This window comes from Actinokineospora auranticolor, assembly GCF_041897805.1.
Taxonomy (GTDB): Bacteria; Actinomycetota; Actinomycetes; order Mycobacteriales; family Pseudonocardiaceae; genus Actinokineospora; species Actinokineospora auranticolor.
In genome coordinates, this window is record NZ_CP154825.1 from 6,001,677 (window position 1) to 6,025,181 (window position 23,505).

The 23,505-nt window shown below is 70.6% G+C and carries 20 protein-coding genes; 9 read left to right on the top strand and 11 right to left on the bottom strand.

The genetic code is table 11. From position 1 onward, the window contains the following. Positions 1–29: 29 nt before the first annotated feature. From V5P93_RS26125 to V5P93_RS26150, 6 genes are all read left to right on the top strand, one after another. The gene (locus V5P93_RS26125) at positions 30–1,460 is read left to right on the top strand and encodes a DUF5691 domain-containing protein (RefSeq protein ID WP_104483314.1); all 1,431 of its coding nucleotides are present in this window, start codon (positions 30–32) and stop codon (positions 1,458–1,460) included. Positions 1,461–1,492: 32 nt separating this feature from the next. After that, positions 1,493–2,581 (top strand): AAA family ATPase, encoded by a 1,089-nt coding sequence (locus V5P93_RS26130; protein WP_104483313.1) that lies wholly within the window; start codon positions 1,493–1,495, stop codon positions 2,579–2,581. Continuing rightward, a complete protein-coding gene (locus tag V5P93_RS26135) occupies positions 2,578–4,764 on the top strand; it encodes a DUF5682 family protein (protein WP_104483312.1) in 2,187 nt (728 codons plus the stop codon). Before V5P93_RS26130 ends, V5P93_RS26135 begins: the two co-directional genes overlap by 4 nt. After that, the gene (locus V5P93_RS26140) at positions 4,761–5,915 is read left to right on the top strand and encodes a VWA domain-containing protein (protein WP_104483311.1); all 1,155 of its coding nucleotides are present in this window, start codon (positions 4,761–4,763) and stop codon (positions 5,913–5,915) included. The genes V5P93_RS26135 and V5P93_RS26140 overlap by 4 nt, the downstream gene beginning before the upstream one ends. Positions 5,916–5,996: 81 nt before the next feature. Further along, positions 5,997–6,212, top strand: a complete 216-nt coding sequence (locus V5P93_RS26145) for an RNA polymerase subunit sigma-70 (protein ID WP_104483310.1) — start codon at positions 5,997–5,999, stop codon at positions 6,210–6,212. 69 nt (positions 6,213–6,281) lie between these two features. Next, a complete protein-coding gene (locus V5P93_RS26150; protein WP_104483309.1) occupies positions 6,282–6,959 on the top strand; it encodes a Clp protease N-terminal domain-containing protein in 678 nt (225 codons plus the stop codon). A gap of 35 nt (positions 6,960–6,994) precedes the next feature. On the opposite strand, the gene V5P93_RS26155 is transcribed toward V5P93_RS26150, so the two are convergent. The 4 genes from V5P93_RS26155 to V5P93_RS26170 form a co-directional block, all read right to left on the bottom strand. Further along, complete coding sequence (locus V5P93_RS26155; RefSeq protein WP_146108389.1) at positions 6,995–7,828, bottom strand: hypothetical protein; 834 nt, start codon at positions 7,826–7,828, stop codon at positions 6,995–6,997. Positions 7,829–7,872: 44 nt separating this feature from the next. Continuing rightward, positions 7,873–8,349, bottom strand: a complete 477-nt coding sequence (locus V5P93_RS26160) for a hypothetical protein (protein WP_146108388.1) — start codon at positions 8,347–8,349, stop codon at positions 7,873–7,875. Between the two features lie 143 nt (positions 8,350–8,492). Continuing rightward, positions 8,493–9,485 (bottom strand): polysaccharide deacetylase family protein, encoded by a 993-nt coding sequence (locus V5P93_RS26165; protein WP_374065084.1) that lies wholly within the window; start codon positions 9,483–9,485, stop codon positions 8,493–8,495. Between the two features lie 197 nt (positions 9,486–9,682). Beyond that, complete coding sequence (locus tag V5P93_RS26170; protein WP_374065085.1) at positions 9,683–10,453, bottom strand: lysine 5,6-aminomutase subunit alpha TIM-barrel domain-containing protein; 771 nt, start codon at positions 10,451–10,453, stop codon at positions 9,683–9,685. A 23-nt stretch (positions 10,454–10,476) separates the two neighbouring features. Between V5P93_RS26170 and V5P93_RS26175 the strand changes: the two genes are divergently transcribed. Further along, positions 10,477–11,226, top strand: a complete 750-nt coding sequence (locus tag V5P93_RS26175; protein WP_104483331.1) for a cyclopropane-fatty-acyl-phospholipid synthase family protein — start codon at positions 10,477–10,479, stop codon at positions 11,224–11,226. 159 nt (positions 11,227–11,385) lie between these two features. Here V5P93_RS26175 and V5P93_RS26180 read toward each other — a convergent pair whose 3' ends face one another. From V5P93_RS26180 to V5P93_RS26190, 3 genes are all read right to left on the bottom strand, one after another. After that, on the bottom strand, positions 11,386–11,988 hold the full coding sequence (locus tag V5P93_RS26180; RefSeq protein WP_104483305.1) for an NADPH-dependent FMN reductase: 603 nt from the start codon (positions 11,986–11,988) through the stop codon (positions 11,386–11,388). A 147-nt stretch (positions 11,989–12,135) separates the two neighbouring features. Next, positions 12,136–12,768: a peroxiredoxin gene (locus tag V5P93_RS26185; RefSeq protein WP_104483304.1), complete on the bottom strand. Its 633-nt coding sequence runs from the start codon at positions 12,766–12,768 to the stop codon at positions 12,136–12,138. Positions 12,769–12,855: 87 nt separating this feature from the next. Continuing rightward, the gene (locus V5P93_RS26190; protein ID WP_181043934.1) at positions 12,856–13,398 is read right to left on the bottom strand and encodes an N-acetyltransferase; all 543 of its coding nucleotides are present in this window, start codon (positions 13,396–13,398) and stop codon (positions 12,856–12,858) included. Positions 13,399–13,472: 74 nt separating this feature from the next. Here V5P93_RS26190 and V5P93_RS26195 point away from each other — a divergent pair, with 74 nt between their 5' ends. Next, positions 13,473–15,116, top strand: a complete 1,644-nt coding sequence (locus V5P93_RS26195) for a hypothetical protein (protein WP_104483302.1) — start codon at positions 13,473–13,475, stop codon at positions 15,114–15,116. A gap of 175 nt (positions 15,117–15,291) precedes the next feature. On the opposite strand, the gene V5P93_RS26200 is transcribed toward V5P93_RS26195, so the two are convergent. The 4 genes from V5P93_RS26200 to V5P93_RS26215 form a co-directional block, all read right to left on the bottom strand. Continuing rightward, positions 15,292–17,298, bottom strand: coding sequence for an NB-ARC domain-containing protein (locus V5P93_RS26200; protein ID WP_374065086.1), 2,007 nt, complete (start codon positions 17,296–17,298; stop codon positions 15,292–15,294). A 242-nt stretch (positions 17,299–17,540) separates the two neighbouring features. Further along, positions 17,541–18,638: a glycosyltransferase gene (locus V5P93_RS26205; RefSeq protein ID WP_104483300.1), complete on the bottom strand. Its 1,098-nt coding sequence runs from the start codon at positions 18,636–18,638 to the stop codon at positions 17,541–17,543. 724 nt (positions 18,639–19,362) lie between these two features. Beyond that, the gene (locus tag V5P93_RS26210; protein WP_104483299.1) at positions 19,363–20,979 is read right to left on the bottom strand and encodes a methyl-accepting chemotaxis protein; all 1,617 of its coding nucleotides are present in this window, start codon (positions 20,977–20,979) and stop codon (positions 19,363–19,365) included. Between the two features lie 770 nt (positions 20,980–21,749). Continuing rightward, on the bottom strand, positions 21,750–22,403 hold the full coding sequence (locus V5P93_RS26215) for a response regulator (protein WP_104483298.1): 654 nt from the start codon (positions 22,401–22,403) through the stop codon (positions 21,750–21,752). Positions 22,404–22,726: 323 nt separating this feature from the next. On the opposite strand from V5P93_RS26215, the gene V5P93_RS26220 reads away from it, so the two are divergent. Next, positions 22,727–23,422, top strand: a complete 696-nt coding sequence (locus tag V5P93_RS26220) for a P-loop NTPase (protein WP_181043932.1) — start codon at positions 22,727–22,729, stop codon at positions 23,420–23,422. Positions 23,423–23,505 lie beyond the last annotated feature (83 nt).

Here is a 23,505-nt window from a genome sequence, read left to right on the forward strand (position 1 = left end):
TCCGCTCCGATCGACGGGACGGTCGGTCGATGAACGCCTGGAACGACCTGGTCGGTGCCGCGCTGCTCGGCGCACAACGCCGCGAGTTCGACCCGGCGGCGCTGCCGCCCGCCGTCGCCGCGCTCGCCGGACAACGCGCCGAGCCCGCCGACCGGCTGTTGACCGCGGCGGCGGCGTTGACGACGTACGAGCGCGCCGGTCGACTCCCGTTGTCGGACACCGCTTCCGCACCGGTCGCGGCGGCCGACCCGCGACCGGTGGTGCCCGCGGCGGCCCGCGAGCGGCTGGCCCGGCTGCTGGCCGAACACCAGCCGGAGGTCCTGGAGGAGTGGCTCCGCGCGGTCGCGCGGGCCGGGCTGCGGGTGCCGCCCGAGCGGGTGCCCGCGCTCGCCGACGCGGCGGGTGGGCGGATCGCGCTGCGCGCGCCGCTCGTCGAGGCGGCGGGGCCGGTGGCGGGCTGGCTGGGCGCGCGGAACCCGGACTGGGCGTTCCTGGCCAGTCCGGTGGCGGGCGACGACGCGGACGTGTGGCAGTACGGCAGCCTCGTGCAGCGCAAGGTGTGGTTCGCGCAGGCGCTGGTGGACGCGCCGGACGTGGCGCGCGAGGCGTTGGCGGGCACGTGGGGCAGCGAACCGGCCGAGGTGCGGTCCGCGCTGCTCGAGCTCGTCGGCGAGCACCTGCGACCGTCCGACGAGGAGTTCCTGGAGCGGGCGCTCGACGACCGCGCCCAGTCGGTCCGGCACCGGTCCGCCGAACTGCTCAGCGGCATGCCCGGCTCGGCGCTGGGGCTGCGCATGGCCGCGCGGCTGCGCCCGCTGGTCTCGGCGCGGCGCGGCACCCTGGTCGTCACCCTGCCCGACGAGCCGGACAAGGCGATGAAGCGCGACGGTATCGACGCGCAGACGGGCGCCGAACGCCGCACGACCATGCTGCGCCGCCTCGTCGCGTCCACCCCGCTGGGGTTCTGGGCCGATCTGGGCACCCCGGACGACCTGCTGTCCTGGCAGGTCGACGGGTGCGCGCCGAGTGTCCTGCACGAAAGCCTGACCACGGCCGCGATCCGCCAACGCGACCAGGAGTGGGTGCGGACGCTGCTGCTGCGGTTCCCGGCCGAGTTCAGCACGGCCGCCCTGCTCGGCGCTCTGGCCCCGGACGCCTTGGCCGACGCGATGACCACCCTGATCAAGCAGACCGCGACGGCGAACATCGCGCGGCTGGTGCACGACCTGCCCGGTCCGTGGTCGCCCGCCCTGGGCACAGCCCTCCTGGACTGGATCTCGGGGCAGTTGGACAAGCGGTTCGTGGCCCACGCGGCCGCGGTCGTCGCGCGATCCGTCCCGGCCGCGTGCCTGACCCACCCCGTCGTCTCGGCCCGGCCCGCCGACGACGCCGCCCCGTGGCGGCACACCCTCACCGAGACCCTGGCGTTCCGCCGCGACATGCACGCGGAGCTCCGATGACCACCGTTCCCCCATCACGCACTGGAGTCGACATGACCACCGCAGTTCTCCGGCCGCACGCCGAGGACGAGTACGCGGCCGAGCTGGCGGCGCTGGCCACCGCGGACGACCGGCCCCGGCCGTCGTCGTGGCGGCTGTCGCCGCAGGCGGTGGTGACCTACCTGCTGGGCGGCGTGACCGCCGACGGCACCGAGATCAGCGCGAAGTACGTCGGCCCGCGCAGGCTGATGGAGGTCGCGGTCGCCACCCTGGCCACCGACCGCGCGCTGCTGCTGCTCGGCGTGCCCGGCACCGCCAAGACCTGGGTGTCCGAGCACCTGGCCGCGGCGATCAGCGGGGACTCGACCCTGCTGGTGCAGGGCACGGCGGGCACATCGGAGGAGTCCATCCGCTACGGCTGGAACTACGCCCGGCTGATCGCCGAGGGGCCAAGCGAGCAGGCGATCGTGGAGAGCCCGGTGCTGCGGGCGATGCGCGACGGCAAGATCGCCCGGCTGGAGGAGCTGACCCGCATCCCGGCCGACGTGCAGGACACGTTGATCACGATCCTGTCCGAGAAGACGCTGCCGGTGCCGGAGCTGAACACCGAGACGCAGGCCCGGCCGGGGTTCAACATGATCGCCACGGCGAACAACCGGGACAAGGGCGTCAACGAGCTGTCCAGCGCGCTGCGCCGCCGGTTCAACACCGTGGTGCTCCCGCTGCCGGACAGCGCCGACGCCGAGGTGGAGATCGTCAGCCGCCGGGTCGCGCAGTTGGGCCGGTCGCTGGAACTGCCCGCGGAGGCCGCCGCGCTGTCCGAGATCCGGCGCGTGGTCACGGTGTTCCGCGAGCTGCGGTCGGGTCGCACGGAGGACGGCCGCACCGCGGTGAAGACGCCGTCGGGCACGTTGTCCACGGCCGAGGCGATCAGCGTGCTGACCGGCGGCCTCGCCTTGGCGGCGCACTTCGGCGACGGCGTGCTGCGACCGCACGACGTGGCCGCGGGCATCCTCGGCGCGGTGGTCAAGGACCCGGTCGCCGACCGCGCGATCTGGGTCGAGTACCTGGAGACCGTGGTCCGCGAGCGCGACGGCTGGGCCGACTTCTACCGGGCGGGCCAGGAGATCGCGGGCCGATGACCACCCACCTGCTCGGCATCCGCCACCACGGTCCCGGCTCGGCCCGGGCCGTGGCCGCGCGGCTGGCCGCGATCGCCCCGGACCTGGTCCTGATCGAGGGACCGCCGGAGGCCGACGGGCTCGTCGCGCACGCGGCGGACGAGTCGCTGGTGCCCCCGGTGGCGCTGCTGGCCTACGCCGCCGACGACGTGTCCCGGGCGGCGTTCTGGCCGTTCGCGGCGTTCAGCCCGGAGTGGCGGGCGATCCGGTACGCCGTGGGCGCGGGCGTGCCGGTGCGCTTCTGCGACCTGCCCGCCGCGTACCAGTTCGCGGAGGACCCCTGCGGGGCCCCGGCGGAGTCGATCAGCGCTGACCCGCTGGCCGAGTTGGCGGCGGCGGGTGGCTACGACGACCCGGAGCGCTGGTGGGACGACGTGGTGGAGTCGCGGCGGGACGCCGAGTCGCCGTTCGAGGTGATCGCCGAGGCGATGACGGCGCTGCGGGAGGACCGCGAGGTCACCGACGAACGTGAGCGCAGGCGCGAGGCGCACATGCGGACCGTGCTGCGCAAGGCGCGCAAGGAGGGCTTCGAGCGCATCGCGGTGGTGTGCGGGGCCTGGCACGTGCCCGCGCTGGCCGATCCGCTGCCGCCCGCGGCACGCGACCAGGAGATCCTCCGCGGTCTGCCCAAGCGGAAGGTCACCTGCACCTGGGTACCGTGGACGCACGGCAGGCTCGCCGCGAGCAGCGGCTACGGCGCGGGTGTCCGGTCACCGGGCTGGTACCACCACCTGTTCACCACCGAGTCGGACTCCACCGCGCGCTGGCTGACCGCGGTCGCGGGGGTGCTGCGCGAGGAAGACCTGCCGGTGTCCACGGCACACGTGATCGAGGCGGTCCGGCTCTCCGACACGCTGGCGGCGCTGCGCGGCCGTGCCTCCGCCGGGTTGGCGGAGGTGTCGGAGGCGACCCGCGCGGTGCTGTGCGCCGGTGATGACGTGCGCGCCGACTTCGTCACCGCCCGGCTGCTGGTCGGCGAACGGCTGGGCTCGGTGCCCGAGGCGGTGCCGCGACCACCGCTGACCTCCGACCTGATCGCGGCGGCCAAGCGGCTGCGGCTGGCGCGCGACCCGTTGAGCCGCGAACTCGACCTCGACCTGCGCACCCCCGGCGGGCTGGACCGGTCGCGGCTGCTGCACCGGCTGCGGCTGCTCGGTATCCACTGGGGTACGCCGCGGAAGTCGACGAAGCAGAACAAGGGCACGTTCCGGGAGACCTGGGACCTGGCGTGGGAGCCCGGGTTCGAGGTCGACCTGGTGGCCGCCGCCGTGTACGGCACAACGGTTGTCGCGGCCTCGACGGCGAAGGTCCAGGAGGCGGTGGCCGGGGCACCGCCGCTGTCCGAGATCACCGAGGCGGTGGAGAACTGCCTACTCGCGGACCTGTCCGACGCGTTGCCGGACGCGTTGGCCGCCTTGGATTCCCGGGCCGCGTCGGACACCGACATCACGCACCTGATGACGGCACTACCGGCGCTGACAAGGGCGACTCGCTACGGCGACGTGCGCGGCACCGACACGGGTTCGCTGCGCGCGGTGGCGCTGCGGATGTTGGAACGGGTGTGCGCGGGCCTGCCACCCGCCACGCACGGCATCGACGACGCGGCCGCGGCCCGGTTCGGCGAACTCGTCACCGCGGTGCACGACGCCACCGGTCTGCTCGGTGACGAGGCCAGGCAGCGTTGGCTCACGGCCCTGGTCCGGCTGGCCGCGCGAGAGTCCTTACCCAAGCTGTTGGCGGGTCGGGTGATCCGTGTCCTGCACGACGCCGACCGGCTGGACTCGGCGGAGGTCGAACTGCGCCTCGGCCGGGTCCTCACCCCGGGCGTCGCGCCGGTGGAGGGCGCGGCGTTCGTCGAGGGCTTCTTCGCGGGCGGCGCGCTCCTGCTGGTGCACGACGAACGCCTGTTGCGCACGGTCGACGCGTGGCTCACCGCGATCCCGGGCTCGATGTTCACCGAGGTGCTCCCACTGCTGCGCCGGACCTTCGGCGCGTACGCGGGCCCGGAGAAGCGGGCCATCGGCGAGCGCGCGGCCGGGCTGGCGGGCGCGGTGCGGGTATCGAGTGAATCCGTGGTGTTGGACGAGGAGCGTGCCGCGGCCGTGCTGCCGGTGCTGCGCGCGTTGTTGGGGGTGGCGGGATGAGCGAGACCACGTCCGAGGCCGAGCGCTTGCGGCGCTGGCGGCTGGTCCTGGGCGGCGAGGGGCCGGACCAGAAGTTGTCCGCGGCGGACAGCGGGGTGGACGGGGTGCTGTCAGCGCTCTACGACTCCGGCGGTCGCGGCGACGGCACACCCCGCTCGGCCGGGCTCGGGGCGTCGGCGCCGCGCGTGGCGCGGTGGCTCGGCGACATCCGCCGGTACTTCCCAGGCACGGTGGTGCAGGTGATGCAGCGCGACGCGGTCGACCGGCTCGGGTTGACCAGGATGCTGCTGGAGCCCGAACTGCTGTCCGCGGTGGAACCGGACGTGCACCTGGTGGGCACGCTGCTGTCGCTCAACGGCGTGATCCCCGAGGAGACCAAGGAAACCGCGCGGGAGGTGGTCCGCAAGGTCGTCGCCGAGTTGGAGCGGCGCCTGGCCGAGCCGACCCGCGCGGCGGTCCGCGGCGCGCTCGACAAGGCGTCCCGCACGCACCGCCCCCGCCCGGCGGACATCGACTGGCCCCGGACCATCCAGGCCAACCTCAAGCACTACTCCCCCGACCTGCGCACGATCATCCCCGAACGCCTCATCGGTCACGGCCGCAAACAGCACAGCGTCCAGCGCGAGGTCATCCTCGCGGTCGACCAATCGGGCTCGATGGCCGAGTCCGTGGTCTACTCCGGACTCTTCGGCGCGGTTCTCGCCTCGATGCGCGCGTTGCGAACCAGGTTCGTCGCCTTCGACACCGCCGTGGTCGACCTCACCGAGAACCTCGCCGACCCGGTCGACGTCCTCTTCGGCACCCAACTCGGCGGCGGTACGGACATCAACCGCGCGTTGGCCTACTGCCAGGGGCTGATCACCCAGCCGGAGAACACGATCCTGGTCCTGATCAGCGACCTCTACGAGGGTGGTGTCCGCGCCAACCTGCTCCGTCGAGCCGCCGAACTGGTGGAGGCGGGCGTGCAGGTGGTCACCCTCCTGGCCCTGTTGGACTCCGGAAGGCCTTCCTACGACGAGGAGAACGCCGCCGCCCTCGCGGAACTCGGCATCCCGGCCTTCGCCTGCACCCCCGACCTCTTCCCCGAGCTCATGGCCGCCGCCCTCCGCCGCGACGACATCTCCCAGTGGGCCGCCACGATGCTCAGCTAGCCCACTGGGCGACCCGGTCGCCCCACGCGCCGGCGTCAGCATGTGTTGACGCATCTTCCGGCGTCAGCATATGCTGACGCCATGTCCCTCGACGCGGCCTTGGACCAGGCGAAGGTCACCGGCGACCACGACACCGCCCTCCGTACCGTCGCCCGCCTCCGGCGCCTCGTGGAACACCTGGAAGCCGAACAGGTCACCGCCGCCCGCCGCGCGGGCTGGTCCTGGCACGACGTGGCCCTGCGCCTCGGGGTCACGAAGCAGACGGTTCACCGCAAGTACCGACACCTCACCGACTGACCCGGTTCACCGAACGACTCGGCGCCCCACCAAGCGCGCTCGGTCTCGCTTCCCACGCCGGAGGGCCTCATGTTCCAAGGAGATCACCACTCCCTGACTCGCGTCATGCGGGCCGCGGGCACCACGGCCCGCCGCTTCGCCCATCCACGGGTCGGCAGCGAACACCTCGTGCTCGCTCTCACCACAGTGGACACACCGGTCGCCGACGCGCTGGCGGCACACGGCATTACCGAGGGCGTACTCACCCCGGTGGTGCGGGAGGTCGGCGACCACGGCGCGGGTGCCGCGGCGGACCGGGAAATGTTGGCGCCGCTGGGAGTCGACGTGGCAGGGCTCCTCCCGGTCTCGGCGCTGGACCGTCCCCTGGGTCGTGAACCCCTGTTCCCGTTGGCCGCCGCCCGGGCCCGTGAACGCGCCGCGCGCGCCGCTCCCCCGATCGGCCTCGACGCCCAGGCCGCCTACGCCGCGTCCCTTCGCCTCGCCCTCGCCAGGCGGGAACGCGCTCATCGTCCCGAACACCTCGCCCTGGTCCTGGCAGGCGTCGACCCCGGCGCCGCGTGGACCATCACCCAGGTCGGCATTTCACCCGCCGCTCTCCACGACGCGCTGGCCGGCGCATTCCCACCCCCACGGCGAAACCCCTTACTACGCCTCGAACGCCACCTCGGCTCTCACCGGCGTCGACTCGATCTCCTCCGCCGCTACCACCGCACCACCGGCAGAGTCCCCCACACCCTGATCCTGTGACCGACCAGGCACATCGGCGACATCCCACCCCGGTACTACTTGAAATGGGAGAACCGCCCGCGAAGAGTCCGCGGCACGCGATCCCGCACTGCGACCCTCAGCGCCGCGAGTGGCGAAGCGGAGGCCCCGTCGCGTCCGTTCTGACTCACATACGGCGTGCCCGCCCAGGCATCACCGGACACCTCATACCCCAACGGGTCCTCGTGGTAGAGCCACGCCGCGCGCAAGTCCCGGCAGGCAACCTCACCCACGTACCAGGCCGCACCCTGCACCAAGTCGCCATCCTGCCGCGCCTTGAACTCGTCACGAGTCCCGAACTCCGCGCACAGCAAGGCCTCCACTCGGTCCAGCGAGTCGAGACCGAAGTCGAGCCACGCGGCGTCCACGCCGAGAGCGGACACCCACGCGTGGAACCCGGCCACGCGCTCGGCCAACCAGGCGACAAGCCATTCGTGCCGGATGAACGAGTGGACGTCGATGTCGTCCGGGGACCTGCGCGGCGTCCACTTCGGATGCGCCGCCCGATACGCGGCGACCACATCCGCCAGCCCGCCGATCGCATCGGCGAACACCGTGCCCGACCCGGTCACCCGGGCCCAACCAAGCAACGCGCCCGGGTCGATCAACGGCAACCCCAGCACCTCGTCGGAGGAGACCACGGGCACCTCGTCGATCTCGTCCCAGTCCCAGTCACCGTTGCCCGCGCGGATCAACGACTCGCCGACATAGGCGACCACGCCCTCACCGAAGCCCTGATCGTCCCGCTCGCCCAGCATGACCTCCAGGCGAGCCGGCGACACCACCGTGAAGTCGAACGAGAAGTCCGACGGCAGGTCGACATCCTTGAGCCGGTCCAGGATCGGCTCCACCGCGGACTTCCACTCCGCCAGCGGAGACTCCTCAGCGGCCACGCCTAATCCCCCTGCCTGATCCTGTCACGGATAGCGGAAACGGCGACGGCCGGTTCGTCGACCCAGAAGTCGATCCGACGCACCGCCCCCGCTCCCCCACGGCCGAGGTCGACCTCAAGCGGAACGCGCAGATCGACTGTCACGTTGCTCGACGACGACTCCTCGAACACGAGGGTATCGCCATCGATGATCTCCGCGACCCGCTTCAGGGAACGCGAGCGGGTGATCGCGCGAACCGACTCGATGTCGCCCACCGGCACCCGAACCGACGCGGCGAACACGGGCCGAAGGCGCAGTTCCCGATCGCTTATCACGTGCGGGCACTTGTGGAGGGTGGCGATCACGCCCAAGACCCACACCACGCCCACGACACCCAGGACGAACAACGCGACGCGGCCGGGCTCCCACGACAGAGCGATGTGCACAATGACCAGTTCCAGGCCGTTAACACCCAACACGGCCCACAGAACCGGTCGCACCGTCTTGCCGTAGGAAAGCCCGACCGCGCCTTCGGTACATCAGTCCCCCCGCGCACCACCAACCAGAGCGCTCGAGCGAACATCAGGTTGCGGTGAACAGACCTGCCGAATCCCCGGGGCATTCACCGATCCAACACCAGGTGTCAGCAAGCGCCAAGATCCACCCAGACCCAAGGGGCCTTTGTGGGGCTTTCCACGCGCACCCACCAATCGGCCTGGTAAACTCTCCCCTGGTAGGAAACCCTGCTCCCACCGGGATAGCTGGTGTCGCGCCCCCAGGACGGCGCGGTGCAGGCAGGCGGGTACGGGCCACCGGTCACCGCGGGCAGGTCGAACACCCAGCCGGACCGCTGCCACTGCGGGATCATCTGCCGGTAGGCCGCGACCGTCGGCCCACGATCCCCACCCCCGTCGTGGCTGAGCACGACCGCCGTGGGATACACCGCCGAGCTCAGGCGTCCGACGAGCACGTCACTCGGCGAGCCATCCCAGTCCCGGGGGTCGACGGTCCACGCCAGAGCGGACATCCCGAGCTCGGCCGCGATCTGCGGCGTCGCCCCCCAACTTCCGAAGGGCGCGCGGAAGTACGGGACGGGCAAGTTCGGGTTGCCCGCGGCCCGACGAATGGCATCGCGCGTGGCGACGATGTCGGCGCGCGCCTGCTCGACAGGCATCGAACCCAGGTCGTCGTGCTTGACGGAGTGGTCACACACCGCGTGCCCCTCGGCAACGATCCGCCGGACCAGGTCGGGGTAGAGCTCAACCTGACTGCCCAGCAGGCAGAACACAGCCCGAACCTTGTTCTCCCGCAACAGGTCAAGCACCTGCGGCGTCCACTGCGGGGACGGCCCGTCGTCGAAGGTCAACGCCAACACCTGCCCATCACCACGGGTCCGGTAGACGACCTCCCCGGTCGGCCCGCCCGCGGCACCCGCCGGCACCGCCAACGCCACCACAGAGGCCAGTCCCACCACCGCGGCGGCGATCCGTCGCACCACTGCCATATGCCCCACCCCTTTCCTGGGTCGGGGTGCACCATATTGGTCCGAACCACACGGCGGAATGCCTACACGAGCTGCTTCGACAACCCAGACATCGCACCCACCGCGCCAGCCGCCCACCACCTCAATGGACATGGTCGACGACCAGGGCATCACCGCATCGACAAGTCCATCAGCCACAGCCCACGGCCCAGATGCTGATCGTCACGACCGTCAACCTCAACAAGCCTGCCGTCGCCGGGCTCAAAGCCGGAACCTCGGGCTTCCTGCCGGCGCCGTCGTTCCATCCGCCGATCGGCGCAGTCCCAACGCAGAGCCCACAGACGCCGCCCTCAGAACCCACCTCTCAAACCCTGCGCCCCTCCTTCGAGCCCAAGCCCCGCTGCCACCGAGCCCACCGTTCCCACCCACCACTCCGCGCCCCGGCGGGTGCCGCCAACCCCAGCAAATGCCCGCCAACCGCAGGGTCGCTCGCTCCACAAACACGGTGGCGCGCGAACGAGCGCCCCCCGAGCAGCGGCCCGCGGCGGCGGTGATCTGCTCGACGAACTCGTCGGCGTAGCGCGGCGGCAGGAACCGCGCGTACTCGCGGGCCGCCGCCGGGACCGCGAAGCCGAGGCCGACCTGGAGCAGCAACCCGGTGGTCGCGCTGCCCAGCACCCCACCCACCTGCCGCGCGGTGTTGAAGACCCCGGACGCGGCACCAGCGGCCCAGCACCAGCGGCCCAGCACCAGCGGCCCAGCACCAGCGGCCCAGCACCAGCGGCCTCGAACACTGGCGAACCGACGCCGTGTTCGAGGCCGCACTGCTCGGCGACGGTGTCCACGACCCGGTTGACCCACACCACGTCACAGGCACGGTGGGTGCCGCCGGCGCCGGTGGTGCCCACCAACCGCTGGGCGGCGCGCTCGACGGACAAGATGGTGTGCGCGCGGGCGATCCCGACCACCGGCGCGGCAGCCTCGGCGGCTGGCCGCCGCGCCGTGGCCATCACTGCGGAATCGAGGTCCACTGGCGGCGGACAACGGGTCGAGGTTGAGCCGGATGCCTCAACCTCCGGATGGCCCAACCAGTCGAGGCGGATATCGGTTGCACTGGCCACCCGGGTGCGTGACCCTGCACGCCATGACCGACCCGGAGATCCCGCCGCTGCATGACGACCTGATCTTCCACGGTCCGCTGTCGGAATCCAGGGCGGACCAACTCGTCCGCTCGCTCGGGCCGCTCGCGGGCAGGCATGTGGTCGACCTCGGCTGTGGTTGGGCGGAGTTCCTCCTGCGCGCGGTCGCCACCGACCCCACCGCGACCGGTCACGGTGTGGACCTCGACCAGGCCGCCATCGAGCACGGCCGGGCCGCCGCCAGTGCCCGCGGCCTGGGTACCCGCGTCACGTTGGAGGTCGGTGACGCGGGCGCCTGGTCCGGCTCGGCCGACATCCTCATCGTCAACGGCGCGAGCCAGGTCTTCGGCGGTGAACCGACCCGCCACACCGTCAACGCCTTGGAAGCGGGCAAGCGGCTCCTTCGCCCGGGTGGCCGGTTGCTGCTGGGCGAGGGCTTCTGGGAGCGCGAGCCATCGGCGGAGAACCTCCGGCGGATGCCGATCACCCGCGAGGAATACCGTTCGATGGCCGATCTGGTCGATCTCACAACGGAACACGGCTACCGACCGTTGTGGATCTCCCAGGCCTCACTCGACGAGTGGGACACGTTCCAGTCCCAGCACGCGCTGGGGTGGGAGAAGTGGCTTTCCACTCACCAAGGCCACCCGGCCTTCGACGAGGTCAAGGCGAAAGCGGACACCCACCGCAGCTTTTGGCTCCACGGATGGCGAACGGTTCTCGGCATGGCGTACTTGACGCTCGCATTGGCCTGACGACTTCACCGCGGGCGCGATCGCGCGCCGCCCACGAGCCACCTATGCCTGGTCCAGATCGCACCACCGATCTGGTTGCTTCCCATTCTTCCGACTGGTTCGGGGTTTCGCACGTCTTTTTCCTGACACCAGCGGGTGATTCTTGGATGAGCGGCGGGATCAGGCGCCGTACGGGTGCTTGTCCCGGGCCTCCCGCAACGCCCTTGCCCACCAACCCAACTGGTTCACCAGGGTATCGGCGGCGGCTTCCGCGCCTGCGGGTTCGATCAGCTGCCCCTGCGCGTCGAACTGGGCGTGGAAGTTGTGGAAGCTGAGGGAGTCCCGAATGGTCATCGCGTGCAACTCGGCGAAGATGTGCCGGAGGTGTTCCACGGCCCGCAATCCACCCGCCATGCCGCCGTAGGAGATCAGGGCGACGGGTTTGGCCTGCCACTGGACGAAGTGCCAGTCGATGAAGCTCTTCAGCGACGCCGGGACGCTGTGGTTGTACTCGGGCGTCACCACTACGAAGGCGTCGGCGGCGGTCAGGCGCGGGTCCAACTCGCCCAGCTTGGCGCCGATCTCGGGCGACGGCGAGTCGGTCAGCGCGGCGGGCAGGTCGTAGTCGATCAGGTCTATCAGGTCGACCTCGACACCCGGGTGACGGGCGACCTGGGTGACGAACCACCCGGCGACGGTCGGGCCGAAGCGTCCTTTGCGGACACTTCCGATGATCACAGCCACCCGGATCGGCGCCGACACGGCGCTCGGTGCCACTGACATGGCGAGTCCCCTCTCCAGCAACGGTTCAACGCTCCACTCGCGTTCAAGATCAACGCTATTACCTCGAGTAAGGTGGAGGTCAAACCCCGACCGGGTGACACCCGCGGGCCCGCCCGGCGGCCGGAGGGGCCACCGGGCGGGACGCCGTCAGTCCTGCGGGGCGGAGACGTAGCGCAGGTACGGCTTGACCTCGTCGACCTCGCCGTACTTGGCCTTGGCGTCGTCGGTCGACACGGTCGGCGGCACGATCACCCGGTCGCCCTTGCGCCAGTCGACCGGGGTCGACACGGCGGCGCGGTCGGTGAGCTGCAGCGCGTCGAGGCAGCGCAGGATCTCGTCGAAGTTGCGCCCGACGCTCTTCGGGTAGGTCAGGGTCAGCCGGACCTTGTCGGACGGGTCGATGATGAAGACCGACCGCACGGAGGACGTGTCGCCCTCGTTCGGGTGGATCATCCCGTAGAGCCCGGCGACCTGCTTGTCCGGGTCGGCGATGATCGGGTACTCGACGGTGGTGTCGTTCACCTCGTCGATGTCGGGCACCCAGCGGTTGTGGTCGGCGACCGAGTCGACCGACAGCGCGATCGGCTTGGCACCGCGCGCCGCCCACTCCTGGCGGAGCTGCGCGACCCGCCCCAGTTCGGTGGTGCACACCGGGGTGAAGTCGGCCGGGTGGCTGAACAGCACGGCCCACGAACCGCTCTTCCAGCTGTGGAACTCGATCGACCCGGCCGTGGTCTCCGCGGTGAAGTCGGGGGCGGTGTCACCCAGTTGCAAACCCACCAGTAGCCTTCTTTCGCTCAATGTCAGGACATTTCGCCCGCGAGTCTAGGGAGCGCGGAGTCGCCCAGGCCACAGCCGACGCGCGGATCACAATCGGCGGTCGAGCGTCATCACCACCAGCGGCACGTCCTCGAGGGTGATCGCACCCCGCACGACAAACCCCGCCGACTCGTAGAGCGCCCTGGCGGGTGCCTCCGGGTGAGTGCACAACCACGCCCCGTCAGCGTCGTCGACGAGGCAACTCAGCATCCGCCTGCCCAGGCCCCTTCGCTGGTGGCCGGGGTCGACCATGAAGTTCACCACCTCGAACGCGGGCGCGCGGAGCCCGCGGTGGTCCGCGCTGTCCACCGCGCCGCGAACAGCCTGGTAGAACGCCGGGGCGTCGGGTATCTCGGGTGCCGCCCGCCACCCGTAGGCAGCGCCGACGATCTCGTCGCCACTCCACACGAGCACCCCGCGCACACCCTCATGCGCCAAGTGCGCGGCGAAGACCTCGGCGAACGCCGCGAACCGCTCCTCGCGCTCGTTCCACGGGGGCCCGACGAAGCTGAGCCGGTAAAGCCACGCCAACGGCTCGACCGCGGCCGCCAACTCGGTCACCCCGACGACCCGCACCACGTACTCGCCCATTCCGGCCATGGTAGCGACGGACCACCGGCACGGCCCTAGGCTGGGTGACCGGGGACGGCGGTCGAGGGTGGGGGATGACGAGGCAGCGGGTTCCGATCGGCATCGACGCCGACCGGTGGGTGACGGTCGCACCTCAGCGGGTGGTGCTGGTGGTGGCGCACAACATCGCCACGCTGTCCCGGCTCCTCGACGTCATCGACCTCTTCGACTCCGACTTCCGCGTGCAACTGCTGGCGACCACGTGCGGCACCGACCCGTTCAACGACGGCCTCCCCGAAGCCATCACCGCCCTGGGCCTGAAGACGATCCCCTGGGACCAAGCGCTGTCCACCCGGTTCGACCTGGTGCTGACCGCCAGTCCGCACGGCGGCGTCCCCGACCTCCACGGGCCGAAAGTCCTGCTGTCCCACGGAGTCGGCTACACCAAGCGCGCTCCCGGGGCACGCGGCGCCGACCAGGTCTTCGGCTTGACCGCCCAATGGCTCCTCGACAACGGCGAACCCATCGCCGACGCCCTGGTACTCGCCCACGACAACGACGTGGCCCGCCTGCGGACAGCGGTACCCCAGGCCGCGCACACGGCGGTCCTCGCGGGCGACCCGTGCCTCGACCGCATGCGCGCCAGCCGCGACCTGCGCAACCACTACCGCGCCCGCCTCGGCGTCGCGCCGGACCAGGTCCTGGTAGTGGTCTCGACCACCTGGTCCACCCGGTCCCTGCTGGGATCCTGGCCTGAGTTCTACCGATCCCTGCTGGCCGAACTGCCCGTGGACCGTTTCCGAACCGCCGCGATCATCCACCCCAACGCCACCAGAGGCCATGGTCCCCGGCAGATCCGGACCTGGCTCGCCGACTGCGCCCGGGCCGGGCTGGTCCTGATCCCCGACCTGACCGGCTGGCAAGCCGCCCTCGTCGCCGCCGACTGCGTGATCGGCGACAACGGCGCTGTCACCTGCTACGCCGCCGCCCTGGGCCATCCCGTGCTCCTGGCCGCCTTCCCCGAGGACGTCGTCGCTCAAGGCTCAGCGGTCCACGCGCTGGGCCTATCCGCGCCACGACTCGTCCCCGGCCACCCCCTGCTCGCGCAGGTGGAAGCAGCCCTCGCCCGCGGCCACGACAGCCACCCCTCGGTACGGCGCCTGGTGTCGTCCATCCCCGACGAGTCACCGGACCGACTGCGGTCGCTGTTCTATCGGGTCCTGGACTTACCGGAGCCACAGCCCGAGCCAGTGGTGCACCCGGTGCCGCTCACCGGCATCGACCTCACCGAGTCCCGGGTGTCCGCGTGGAATGCCGCCACCCATGTCACCGGCCGGGCGGTCAAGGTCAGCCGCTACCCGGCCGACGCGCGGACCACCCTCACGGCGGACCACCAGCACTTGGCAGTGCACGCCCGCCACCCCGGCCGACGCCTCCGAGGGCACGCCGACGTGTTGTTCCTGTACGACTCGGAACTCGACGAAGACCTCGATGTGGCGTTGAGCGAGTTCTTGGCCCGCTATCCCGGATGTGCGCTTGCCGCAGTCCTGTCACGGACGTCAGCCACCGTCCGGTCCCGGGAAGGGGAAACGGTCACGCTGACATCGAACGCCGATGCCGGGCTGTGCGCGTCGGTCGCCGCCGCCTGGTTGTTCTCCGGAGCGAAGCTCAGCGAACTCACGCCGTCGGTCCGGGCACATGTTGGGGCACGCGACTACGACATCTCGGCCACGTCCTGAGGGTTCCTGGATGAAGGAAATCAACGCCCACCAACAAGGTATCAGTTGGCTTTGGCGAAATCGTCACCGTTTCGGGTGGATTGATCAGGCGCGGGCAGCGCACGTAGATTCCCGCGGTGTGCCTTGAACAAACCGGCGTTGATCGCCCAGCACACAACCGGAGCGACGCGCCTGATCAGACGGAATGCCGAGCCAGCCGCTCGTCTAGGCTCTCCACCACCGACCACAAGCCGATCTGCCGTGCCAGCTCGCGAGCCTCTCGCAGTCGGCCCACCGCGGCGGCCTGTTCACCGTCGGCGAAGTCGAGTTCGGCAAGTGCCACCAAGGCGTCTATCTGCTTGGACCGCAGACCACCCGCCGCGAACAGCTCAAGCGCGCGTTCCAACGTCGGACGCGCCTGATCGCCCGAGATCGGCGCGAGCGCGAGCAACGCGCGCGCCTCGTTGATCACCTCGCCCCGGTCGTGGAACCACTCGAGGGCGTCGCGCAGCTCGGCATCCGCCTCCGCGGTGTGGCCGAGCGCGACAAGATCGGTTCCCCGGTGCAGTGAAAGCAGCACGAGAGCCCGTTCACGGTGTTCCCGGTTCTCGATCTCCCCCGTGCGCAGGATTTCCCGTGCCCGCTCGAACCGGTCAACCGCCGAGGCGTGGTCGCCGACCTGGCGCAGCACCAAGCCGGACCACTCGACCGCGCTCGCCTCACCCAGCCGATCTCCGCACTCCTGGGCCAACCCCATGGCGCGCTCGAATTCCCGGAGCGCGGCAGGGAACTCCTTCGCCTTCTCGTGCGCGGAGCCGAGGTCGTGGTGCAGGCGCATGGAGAGCCGGACATCGCCGAGCGCGTCGGCGGCGGGCACCGCGAGCCGCAGCACGGCGAGCAGGTGCGAGGTGCGGTCGGTGTTGTAGTACCAGGGTTGCAGCGCCTCACCGAGTTCCGCGCACGCTTGGTCGAGCGAGAGTTCGTCGGCCAGCGCGGCGATCGCCGGGTACACGGCGTCGTCGCGTTCGAGCTCCGCGGCCGCGGGTCGGTAGGCGTCGTCGCCGTCGTAGGCGGGATCGATCGCCTCGGCTCGGGCACTGACGCTCCACCGCCGGGAAACGTTCTTGCTGAGGGCGGCGGCCCTGCGGAGGTACCAGCCGACCGCGCGGAGGCGTGCCGCCCGTGGCTCCAGGTCGGCGGCCTCCGCACGGGCGCGGGCGTGCTCGCGAACCAGGCTGTGGATGGCGACACGGTCATCGGCGCGGCGAACCAGGTACGCTTCGTCCAGGTCGTCGACGAGGTCGTTGGTCTCCGAGATCGACCGGTCCAGGACAGCGGCGGCAGCGGCCAGGTCGAACTCGGCGGCGGGGATCTGGCCGAGCAGGCAGTAGGCCCGGCGTTGTTCTTCGTCGAGGTCGGCGAAGGACGCGTCGAAGACAGCTTCCACCGGCGCGTCACCTTCCAACCGCAGGTGTTCGAACGGCGCCTTGGTGATCTGGTCGACCAAGGCGGCGAGCGAGCGGGTGCGGCGGGCGAGAATGCGCGCGGCCACCACGCGCAGCGCCAGCGGCAACCCCGAGCAGAAGTTGACCAGCCGCTCGCCTGCGGCGGGTTCGGCGGCGAACCGCTCGGCACCCACGATGCCCCGCACCAACCGAATGGCGTCGTCGGTGGTGAAGTTCTCCAGCTCGATGCGGCTGAACCCGCTGTACACCAGGCCGTCCAGGTGGCGCCTGCTGGTGACGAGCACGACCGCGTCCGGCGACGACGGCAGCAGTGGCCGCACCTGAGCCGACGTCCGGGCGTCGTCGAGCACCACCAGGATGGCCCGGTTGGCGGTGTGCGAGCGGAAGTCGGCGGCCAGTTCGTCGAGGGCACCGGGGATCTCGGCGGGCTCCTTGCCCAGTTGGCGCAGGAAGTGCCGCAACACGTCGGCCACATCGGCGGCGTTGTCGGGCGTCGAACCGCGGAGGTCGGCGTAGAGGATGCCGTCGGTGAACCGCGTCTCGAACAGGTTCCCCAACCGCACGGCCAACGTGGTCTTGCCGATGCCAGGCGGGCCGGTGAGCCAGATTCGTCCTGGACCCTCTACCGCGACAGGGCCGGTGCCGACGACCAACCGACGGAACGCATCGATCTCCCGCCCCCGGTTGAGGAAGCCCGGCTCATCCCCGGGCAGCAACCGCGGCACCCCACTGTCCACCACCGGCGACCCCCGCCTCTCTCGCTCCGGCCTCGTACTCTAGCCGCGCCGGTTCAACGCCGGGGCGCAGTTCACCACCCTCCGACGGCCCGAGAGCCCGATGCCGGGCACGCCGACACGTATCACCGTCACCAAGTTCACCAACGCCGACGACATACAAATCGACACAAGCGAGGGGAACCCACCTGAAGGCAGGCCGAATTCGCGCGATGTCCGAGGACACAACTCGAATACCGCGCACCTCAGATGCCCGATCGCGCTCTACCCGTGCGCGCGCCCTGCCCGTGTTCGACGAAATCCAGCAGCAGATCTGCCGCGTCCGATACGGGGGTGTGGCGCGCCAACCTCTCGCGCCACACCCCGACCGCCGCGCGCACCCCCGCGTCAGCCGCCACCGACTCCACCGCACCCCGTAGGTCGGCGACCGTCCTGGGCGCCCGTACGGCCACCTCGAGCCGCACCAGGGTCTTGGCGATGTGGCGCTGGTCGGCCGCCCGCGGACGCACCACCATCGGTACTCCCGCCGCCAACGCCTCCAGGCTGGAGTTCATACCCGCGTGCGTCAGGAAAACGGAAGACCTCGCCAACACCGCCTGCTGGGGCATGAACCTCCGTGCGATGACATTGTCCGGCAGGTTTCCGAGCATGGTCGGATCCACCGGACCGGTCGCCACCACGACCCGCCATCGAGAGCCCGCGAACGCCGCCACCACAGCGCGCATATATGCGGGAGTCCATGCCCATACTGTCCCAGGTGATACGTATAGTACCGGATCTCCTTGCGGGTAAACGAGATCCGAGGTGTCACCAAGATCGGTGAACTTGGGCAGGAGCGGGCCGACGAACCGCGCGCCCTCCGGCGCCGCGCCCGGTTGGAGGCAACGGATGGCATTGACCAGCGCCAGCCGTTCCCGTCTGGCCGCTCTGAGTCCGTTTCCGGATAGGAAGGTCGTGCTGAACAGCACGGCAGGAGCGCCCGAGCCGGACAGGAACCTATTCACCGCGCGGACTGCCGGGTCAACCACCGTCAGGTCGGCCCACTCGCCCGCGAGCAGATCGGCCACGACGTGTCGGGTGTGCCGGTCGACGAGGCGCTTGCGTACCCGGCCCGCGAGGTAGCGCCCGGTCCCCACTCCCCCGATCCGGGCGGGCACATAGACATCGGCGCGCATGGCGGGCGAGATCGGCTCCGCACCGGCTGCGGCAACCAGCTCGGAGAACCGGCTGTCGACGACGACGCGGACGCGGACCCCTCTGAGCACGAGTTCTTCGGCGACCGCCAGCATCGGCAGGACGTGTCCGTATGCCGGATAAGGGACGAAATCGATCCGCGTCCGCACCTGCGATCAGCCTCCTGGGGACACGGTAGCGCAGAGATCATCATCGGCGTCGCCGACCACCGCCGACGGCCGGAGTTATCCACATGCCCGCGAGTTGTCCACAGATTCTCGCCGGGCACAGACAGCGGGTTGCGCCGCTGAGAACCTGGTCGTACAAGCAAATCCGGCCAGAAAGGAGTCCACATGGGACATGAACCATACAACTGAATAGCAATATGTCCTGGATAAAGGAACGCCAGGTCGCATGGTCGGGCGCGGTCGCCCGACGGGTCGCCGTCCACTCCGGAGGATGGCTCGCGGGATCACCTCACCCGCAGGCCATCCACCATCCTCCGGGATTCGCACCCCGGCGACGCATCGGATGACCCAACCCGCTCATGCGCCCCGGCCTGGACATGCCGCTCCCCAGAGGTGGCGTCTTCGAGTTCGGTCCTGCCGGATCTCTTCGACGCGACGCTCTGATCCCGGGAACACGCAGCACTCTGATCCGCGCTCGACGCCTCGGACGATCTCCGCGGTTGCGCGGCGGAGGATTCCCGTCCTCCGCTGTGGGTCGGTACGTGTCGCGTCAGAGCACGCCGGGAACGGCTGTCCAGTGCCGGGGCGCCGCCGGTGAGGCTGTTGATCGGTCTCACCGGGATGCCGCCTGGCAGGAACACGGTTGCCCGGTATCCGGGCATGGCCGGGTACCGGGCAACCGTGGGCGACTGCTGTCGTCGACCTGCTACAGGCGGAACTGGGCGACGACGCTGTGCATCTCGCCGCTCATCTGGGCCAGTTCGGTGGCGGCCTGCTGCCAGTGCTGGACACCGGCGGTCGTGGTGCTGGTGGCCGAGGCGACACCGTTGATGTTGGTGGCGATCTCGCGGCTGCTGGACGCGGCCTCGGCGAGGCTGCGGTTCATCTCGTTGGTGGTGGCGGTCTGCTCCTCCACCGCCGCGGCGATGACGATCTGGAAGTCGCTGATCCGGCCGACGGTCGCCACGATCTCACCGATCGCGGTGATCGCATCGGCGGTGTCGGTCTGGATGGCCTCGACGCGGGTGATGATGTCCTCGGTGGCCTTGGCGGTCTCCTGGGCCAGGTCCTTGACCTCACCGGCGACCACGGCGAACCCCTTGCCCGCGTCGCCCGCCCGAGCGGCCTCGATGGTGGCGTTCAGCGCCAACAGGTTGGTCTGCTCCGCGATCGAGGTGATCACCTTGACCACGTTGCCGATCTCCACGGACGACACGCCCAGTTTGGCGACAGTCGAGTTGGTCTGCTCCGCGACGGTCACCGCCTTGGTGGCGACGTCGGCGGCCTCGCTGGCGTTGTCGGCGATCTGGCGGATGGACTCGCCCATCTCGGTGCCGCCGGTGGCGACGGTGTCGACGTTCTGCAGCACCAGTTCGGCGGCCTTGGTCACGGCGCCCGCCTGGGAGCTGGCGTCGGCGGCGGAGCCCGCGATGTCGGTGGAGACCGCGGACAGCCGGTCCGAGGCCGACGCGAGCGACTTGGCGTGCCCGGCGAGGGTGGTCACGGTGCCGCGCAGGGACTCGATGGTGCGGTCGACGGCGTTGCCGACCTGGGCGATCTCGTCCGTGCCCGGCAGGTCGGCGCGGGCGGTCAGGTCGCCGTGCTCCAGCTTGCCCAGGGACCGCACGACCACGGCCAGCGGGCGCACGACGGAGCGGGTGGCCCACAGGGCCAGGCCGGTGGCCAGCACGAGCGCGGTGATCAGGGTGGCGATGAGCACCCAGGAGCTGCCGGACTGGGCGCTGTCCGCCTCAGCCTGCAGCGCCTTCATGCGGGCGTTGACCGACTCGGACAGCTTGGTGCTGGCGTCGAGGACTTTGCCGTAGGCGGCGGAGGCCTCGCCACCGTTGATGCTGTCCATCGCGCGGGCGCGGGCCGCCTGCGAGTCGTCCTGCTGCAGCCACTGCACGATCTTGGTGTCCCAGGCGAAGAAGTCGTCCCAGGCGGGCTTGAGGGTGGCGAAGATCGCGCGCTCGGCGGCGGTCAGGGAGTCGACGTGCGCGGAGTTGAGGTGGGCGTAGAGGGCGTCCTTGGCCTTGAGTTCCGCTGCGCGGTTGTAGGCGTCGGGGGCCAGGGCCTTGGCGGAGCCGTAGGCACCCGCGTCGGCGATCATCAGGGCCTGCCAGCCGGTGAGGTCGGCGGCGTCGTACTTGACCTGGTCGATGTCGTCCTGCACGAGTCGCAACTGGTCGAGGCGGTTGCCGATGTCGTCCTGCTGGTTCAGGCCCCACCACCCGGCAGTGGCCGCGAAGACGATGAGGAGCACCAGGACAGTGAAGGATCCGCCAAGCCGCACGCCGACCTTGGCCTTGCCGAGAGCCATCGTTGCCGCCCTTTCCGGACGCCGCACAGGGGCTCACCGGGGTGACGTCCCACTGCGGGACGGGACCGGGAGCCGATCTACACCGCCCTTCGGCAGTCGGTGGAGGGACCTGAGCAAGACTTGATGGCCCTCGTGACCAAAGTCCCACGCTCCGCGGGACCGTCGGCTCTTCCTGCGATTCGGCCTGCTCAGGGGCACGTCGAGGTGGGTACTCGATCGGGTCCGGGTGAGCCTTCGGTGGGCGAGGTCGGCCGTCCCGCCGAGATGCCGGGCGGGGTGGCGAGGCCGTGTCCAGCGGACCACGTGGCGGCGGGCGAGCCGGCCATGTCGATGACGGCTGGGTCAGCGACCCGGCAGCCAACTGTGCACGGAACCGCTGCCGGGCGGATGCCGGGGTTGTCTGAGCGGTTGCCGAAGTGTGAGGTGCTGCCGTTGGAGCAGGTGCTGGCACGGGGCCGTCCGGCGGTGTCTGGTCCGGCGTGGATGGTTGGCACGGCAGCGGCTGTGGTCCGGCGGCAGTGACAACGGAGACAGTGACAACGGAGGCGGTCCGGTGGTGGTGACGGTCCAGCGGCAGTGTTGATCCGGCTGCCGTCGTGGTCTGGCGGCACAGGTGTCCGGCGGCGGAGTGGTGGGCCGCCCGGCAGTGGTGGCGGTATCCGGCGGTCATGGCGGTATCCGACGGCGGTGAGGGCACTGTTGGCTGCGGCGCGGCCTCGCGGTGCCGGATGGATCGGATGAAGCGATGTACCTGGGGGGCGGGTGATGGGTCAGCCTGGGGCGGAGGAGAGGTCGCCGTCGTAGTCGATGAGGCCGGTGCGCAGGGCCGTGACCAGGGCCTGGGCTCGGCTGGAGGCGCCTAGCTTGTCGTAGAGGCGGGCGACGTAGGTCTTGGCGGTGGACTTGCTGATGTGGATGGTGCCCGCGATCTCCGGGATCGACTTGCCGTCCCGGAGGAGGGTCAGGACCTGGCGTTCTCTCGGTGACAGCGCGAACCGCGCCTCCTGCTCCCGGCGGCGGGTCAGGGCGTCCAGCAGGCCGGTGGCGGTGAAGGAGGTGGCCGCGACGGCCGCGTGGCGGATGGCGCCGAGCACCTCGATGACCGGCGCGGTCTTGACCACGAACGCGGACGCGCCGTGGTCGAGGGCCCGGAAGAGCACGTCGTCCTGGTCGATGGAGGTCAGCACCACGATGCCGAGGGCGGGGTAGCGGCCACGCAGTTCGCGGGCCAGCCGGAGACCGTCGCCGTCGGTGAGGTCGACGTCGATGAGGACCACATCGGGCTTGGCCTCGGCGACCAGGCCGGGCGCGGCCACCGCCGAGCCCGTCTCGGCCACGACCTCGATGTCGGGGTGCGCGCCCGCGAGCATCGACAGCCCATACCGGGTCAACGTGTCACTGTCGACCACGACGGTGCGGATCACCAGACTCCACCTTCCCTCATCACCCACACGGGCGATGACACTGGTGACTGTCGGTTTACCGCTGGCTGGGGTTACAGGAAGCCGCGAAATGTGGCCGATTCCCCGGGCGGTTTTCCTCAGATGTCATGGAGCCCCAGGTCACATCGATATGTCGGGCGACCGCCCGACAGCGGTCGGCCACCTGGAGTGACAATGCGACCGGTCACCCGCTGCCGAATGCTCCCACCATCGGCCACGCTCTGTGACAGCCGGGCGCCGTCGGGGGCCGAAGCCCTGGCAGGGTCGGATCGGGTGCCGGGCAGGCGGATAGGGATTTGGACAGCGTGAGCGCACACATCATCACGGTCACCGGGGGCCGCGCAGGTTGCGGCAAGTCGACCGTGGCGGCGAACCTGGCCGCCGTCCTCGCCACCCGCCGGACGGGGCCCGTGTGCCTGGTCGACCTCGATTTCGCCGCGGGCACCATCGCCGACATGTTCGACGCCGAGGCGGACGCCGGAGGTGTTCCCGAGGCCCACGTCGCCACCCGCCTGGCGCACGGCCTCTACGCGGTCCTCGCCCCCACCATCCTCGGCGACCCCGGGCGGCTGCCGGAGCGGGTCGTGAGCGAGCTGCTGGCCGTGCTGTCGACGATGTACAGCTATGTGGTGATCGACACGCCCTCGGTGGTCAACAAGCACGTGCTGACCGCGTTGGAGTACGCGCACCAGCAGATCTTGATCACCACCCCGGAGCGGCCGGGGTTGCGTGGGCTGAGGCAGGTGCACAGCATGCTCGATCTGCTCGACCACTCGCCCGCGCTGCGCACGGTCGTGGTGAACCGGGCGATCTCGGACAGCGGGCTGCCGGAGGGCGAGATCGTCGAGGCGGCTCGGGCGCCGATCGCGGCGTGGTTGCCGACCACGGCGGACGTGCCCCAGTCGATCAACAACGGTCACCCGCTGGCCACGATGGATCCCGGGCATCCGTTCAGCGCGGCTGTTCGCGAACTCGCGCTGACCCACGTCTGCCACGTCTGAGAGGCGCGCTTCGCCGGACCTCTCGGGACTGTTTCAAAATCGGTGTTTCCGGCCCGACACGCCGGGCCGAAGGTCCGGCGGGA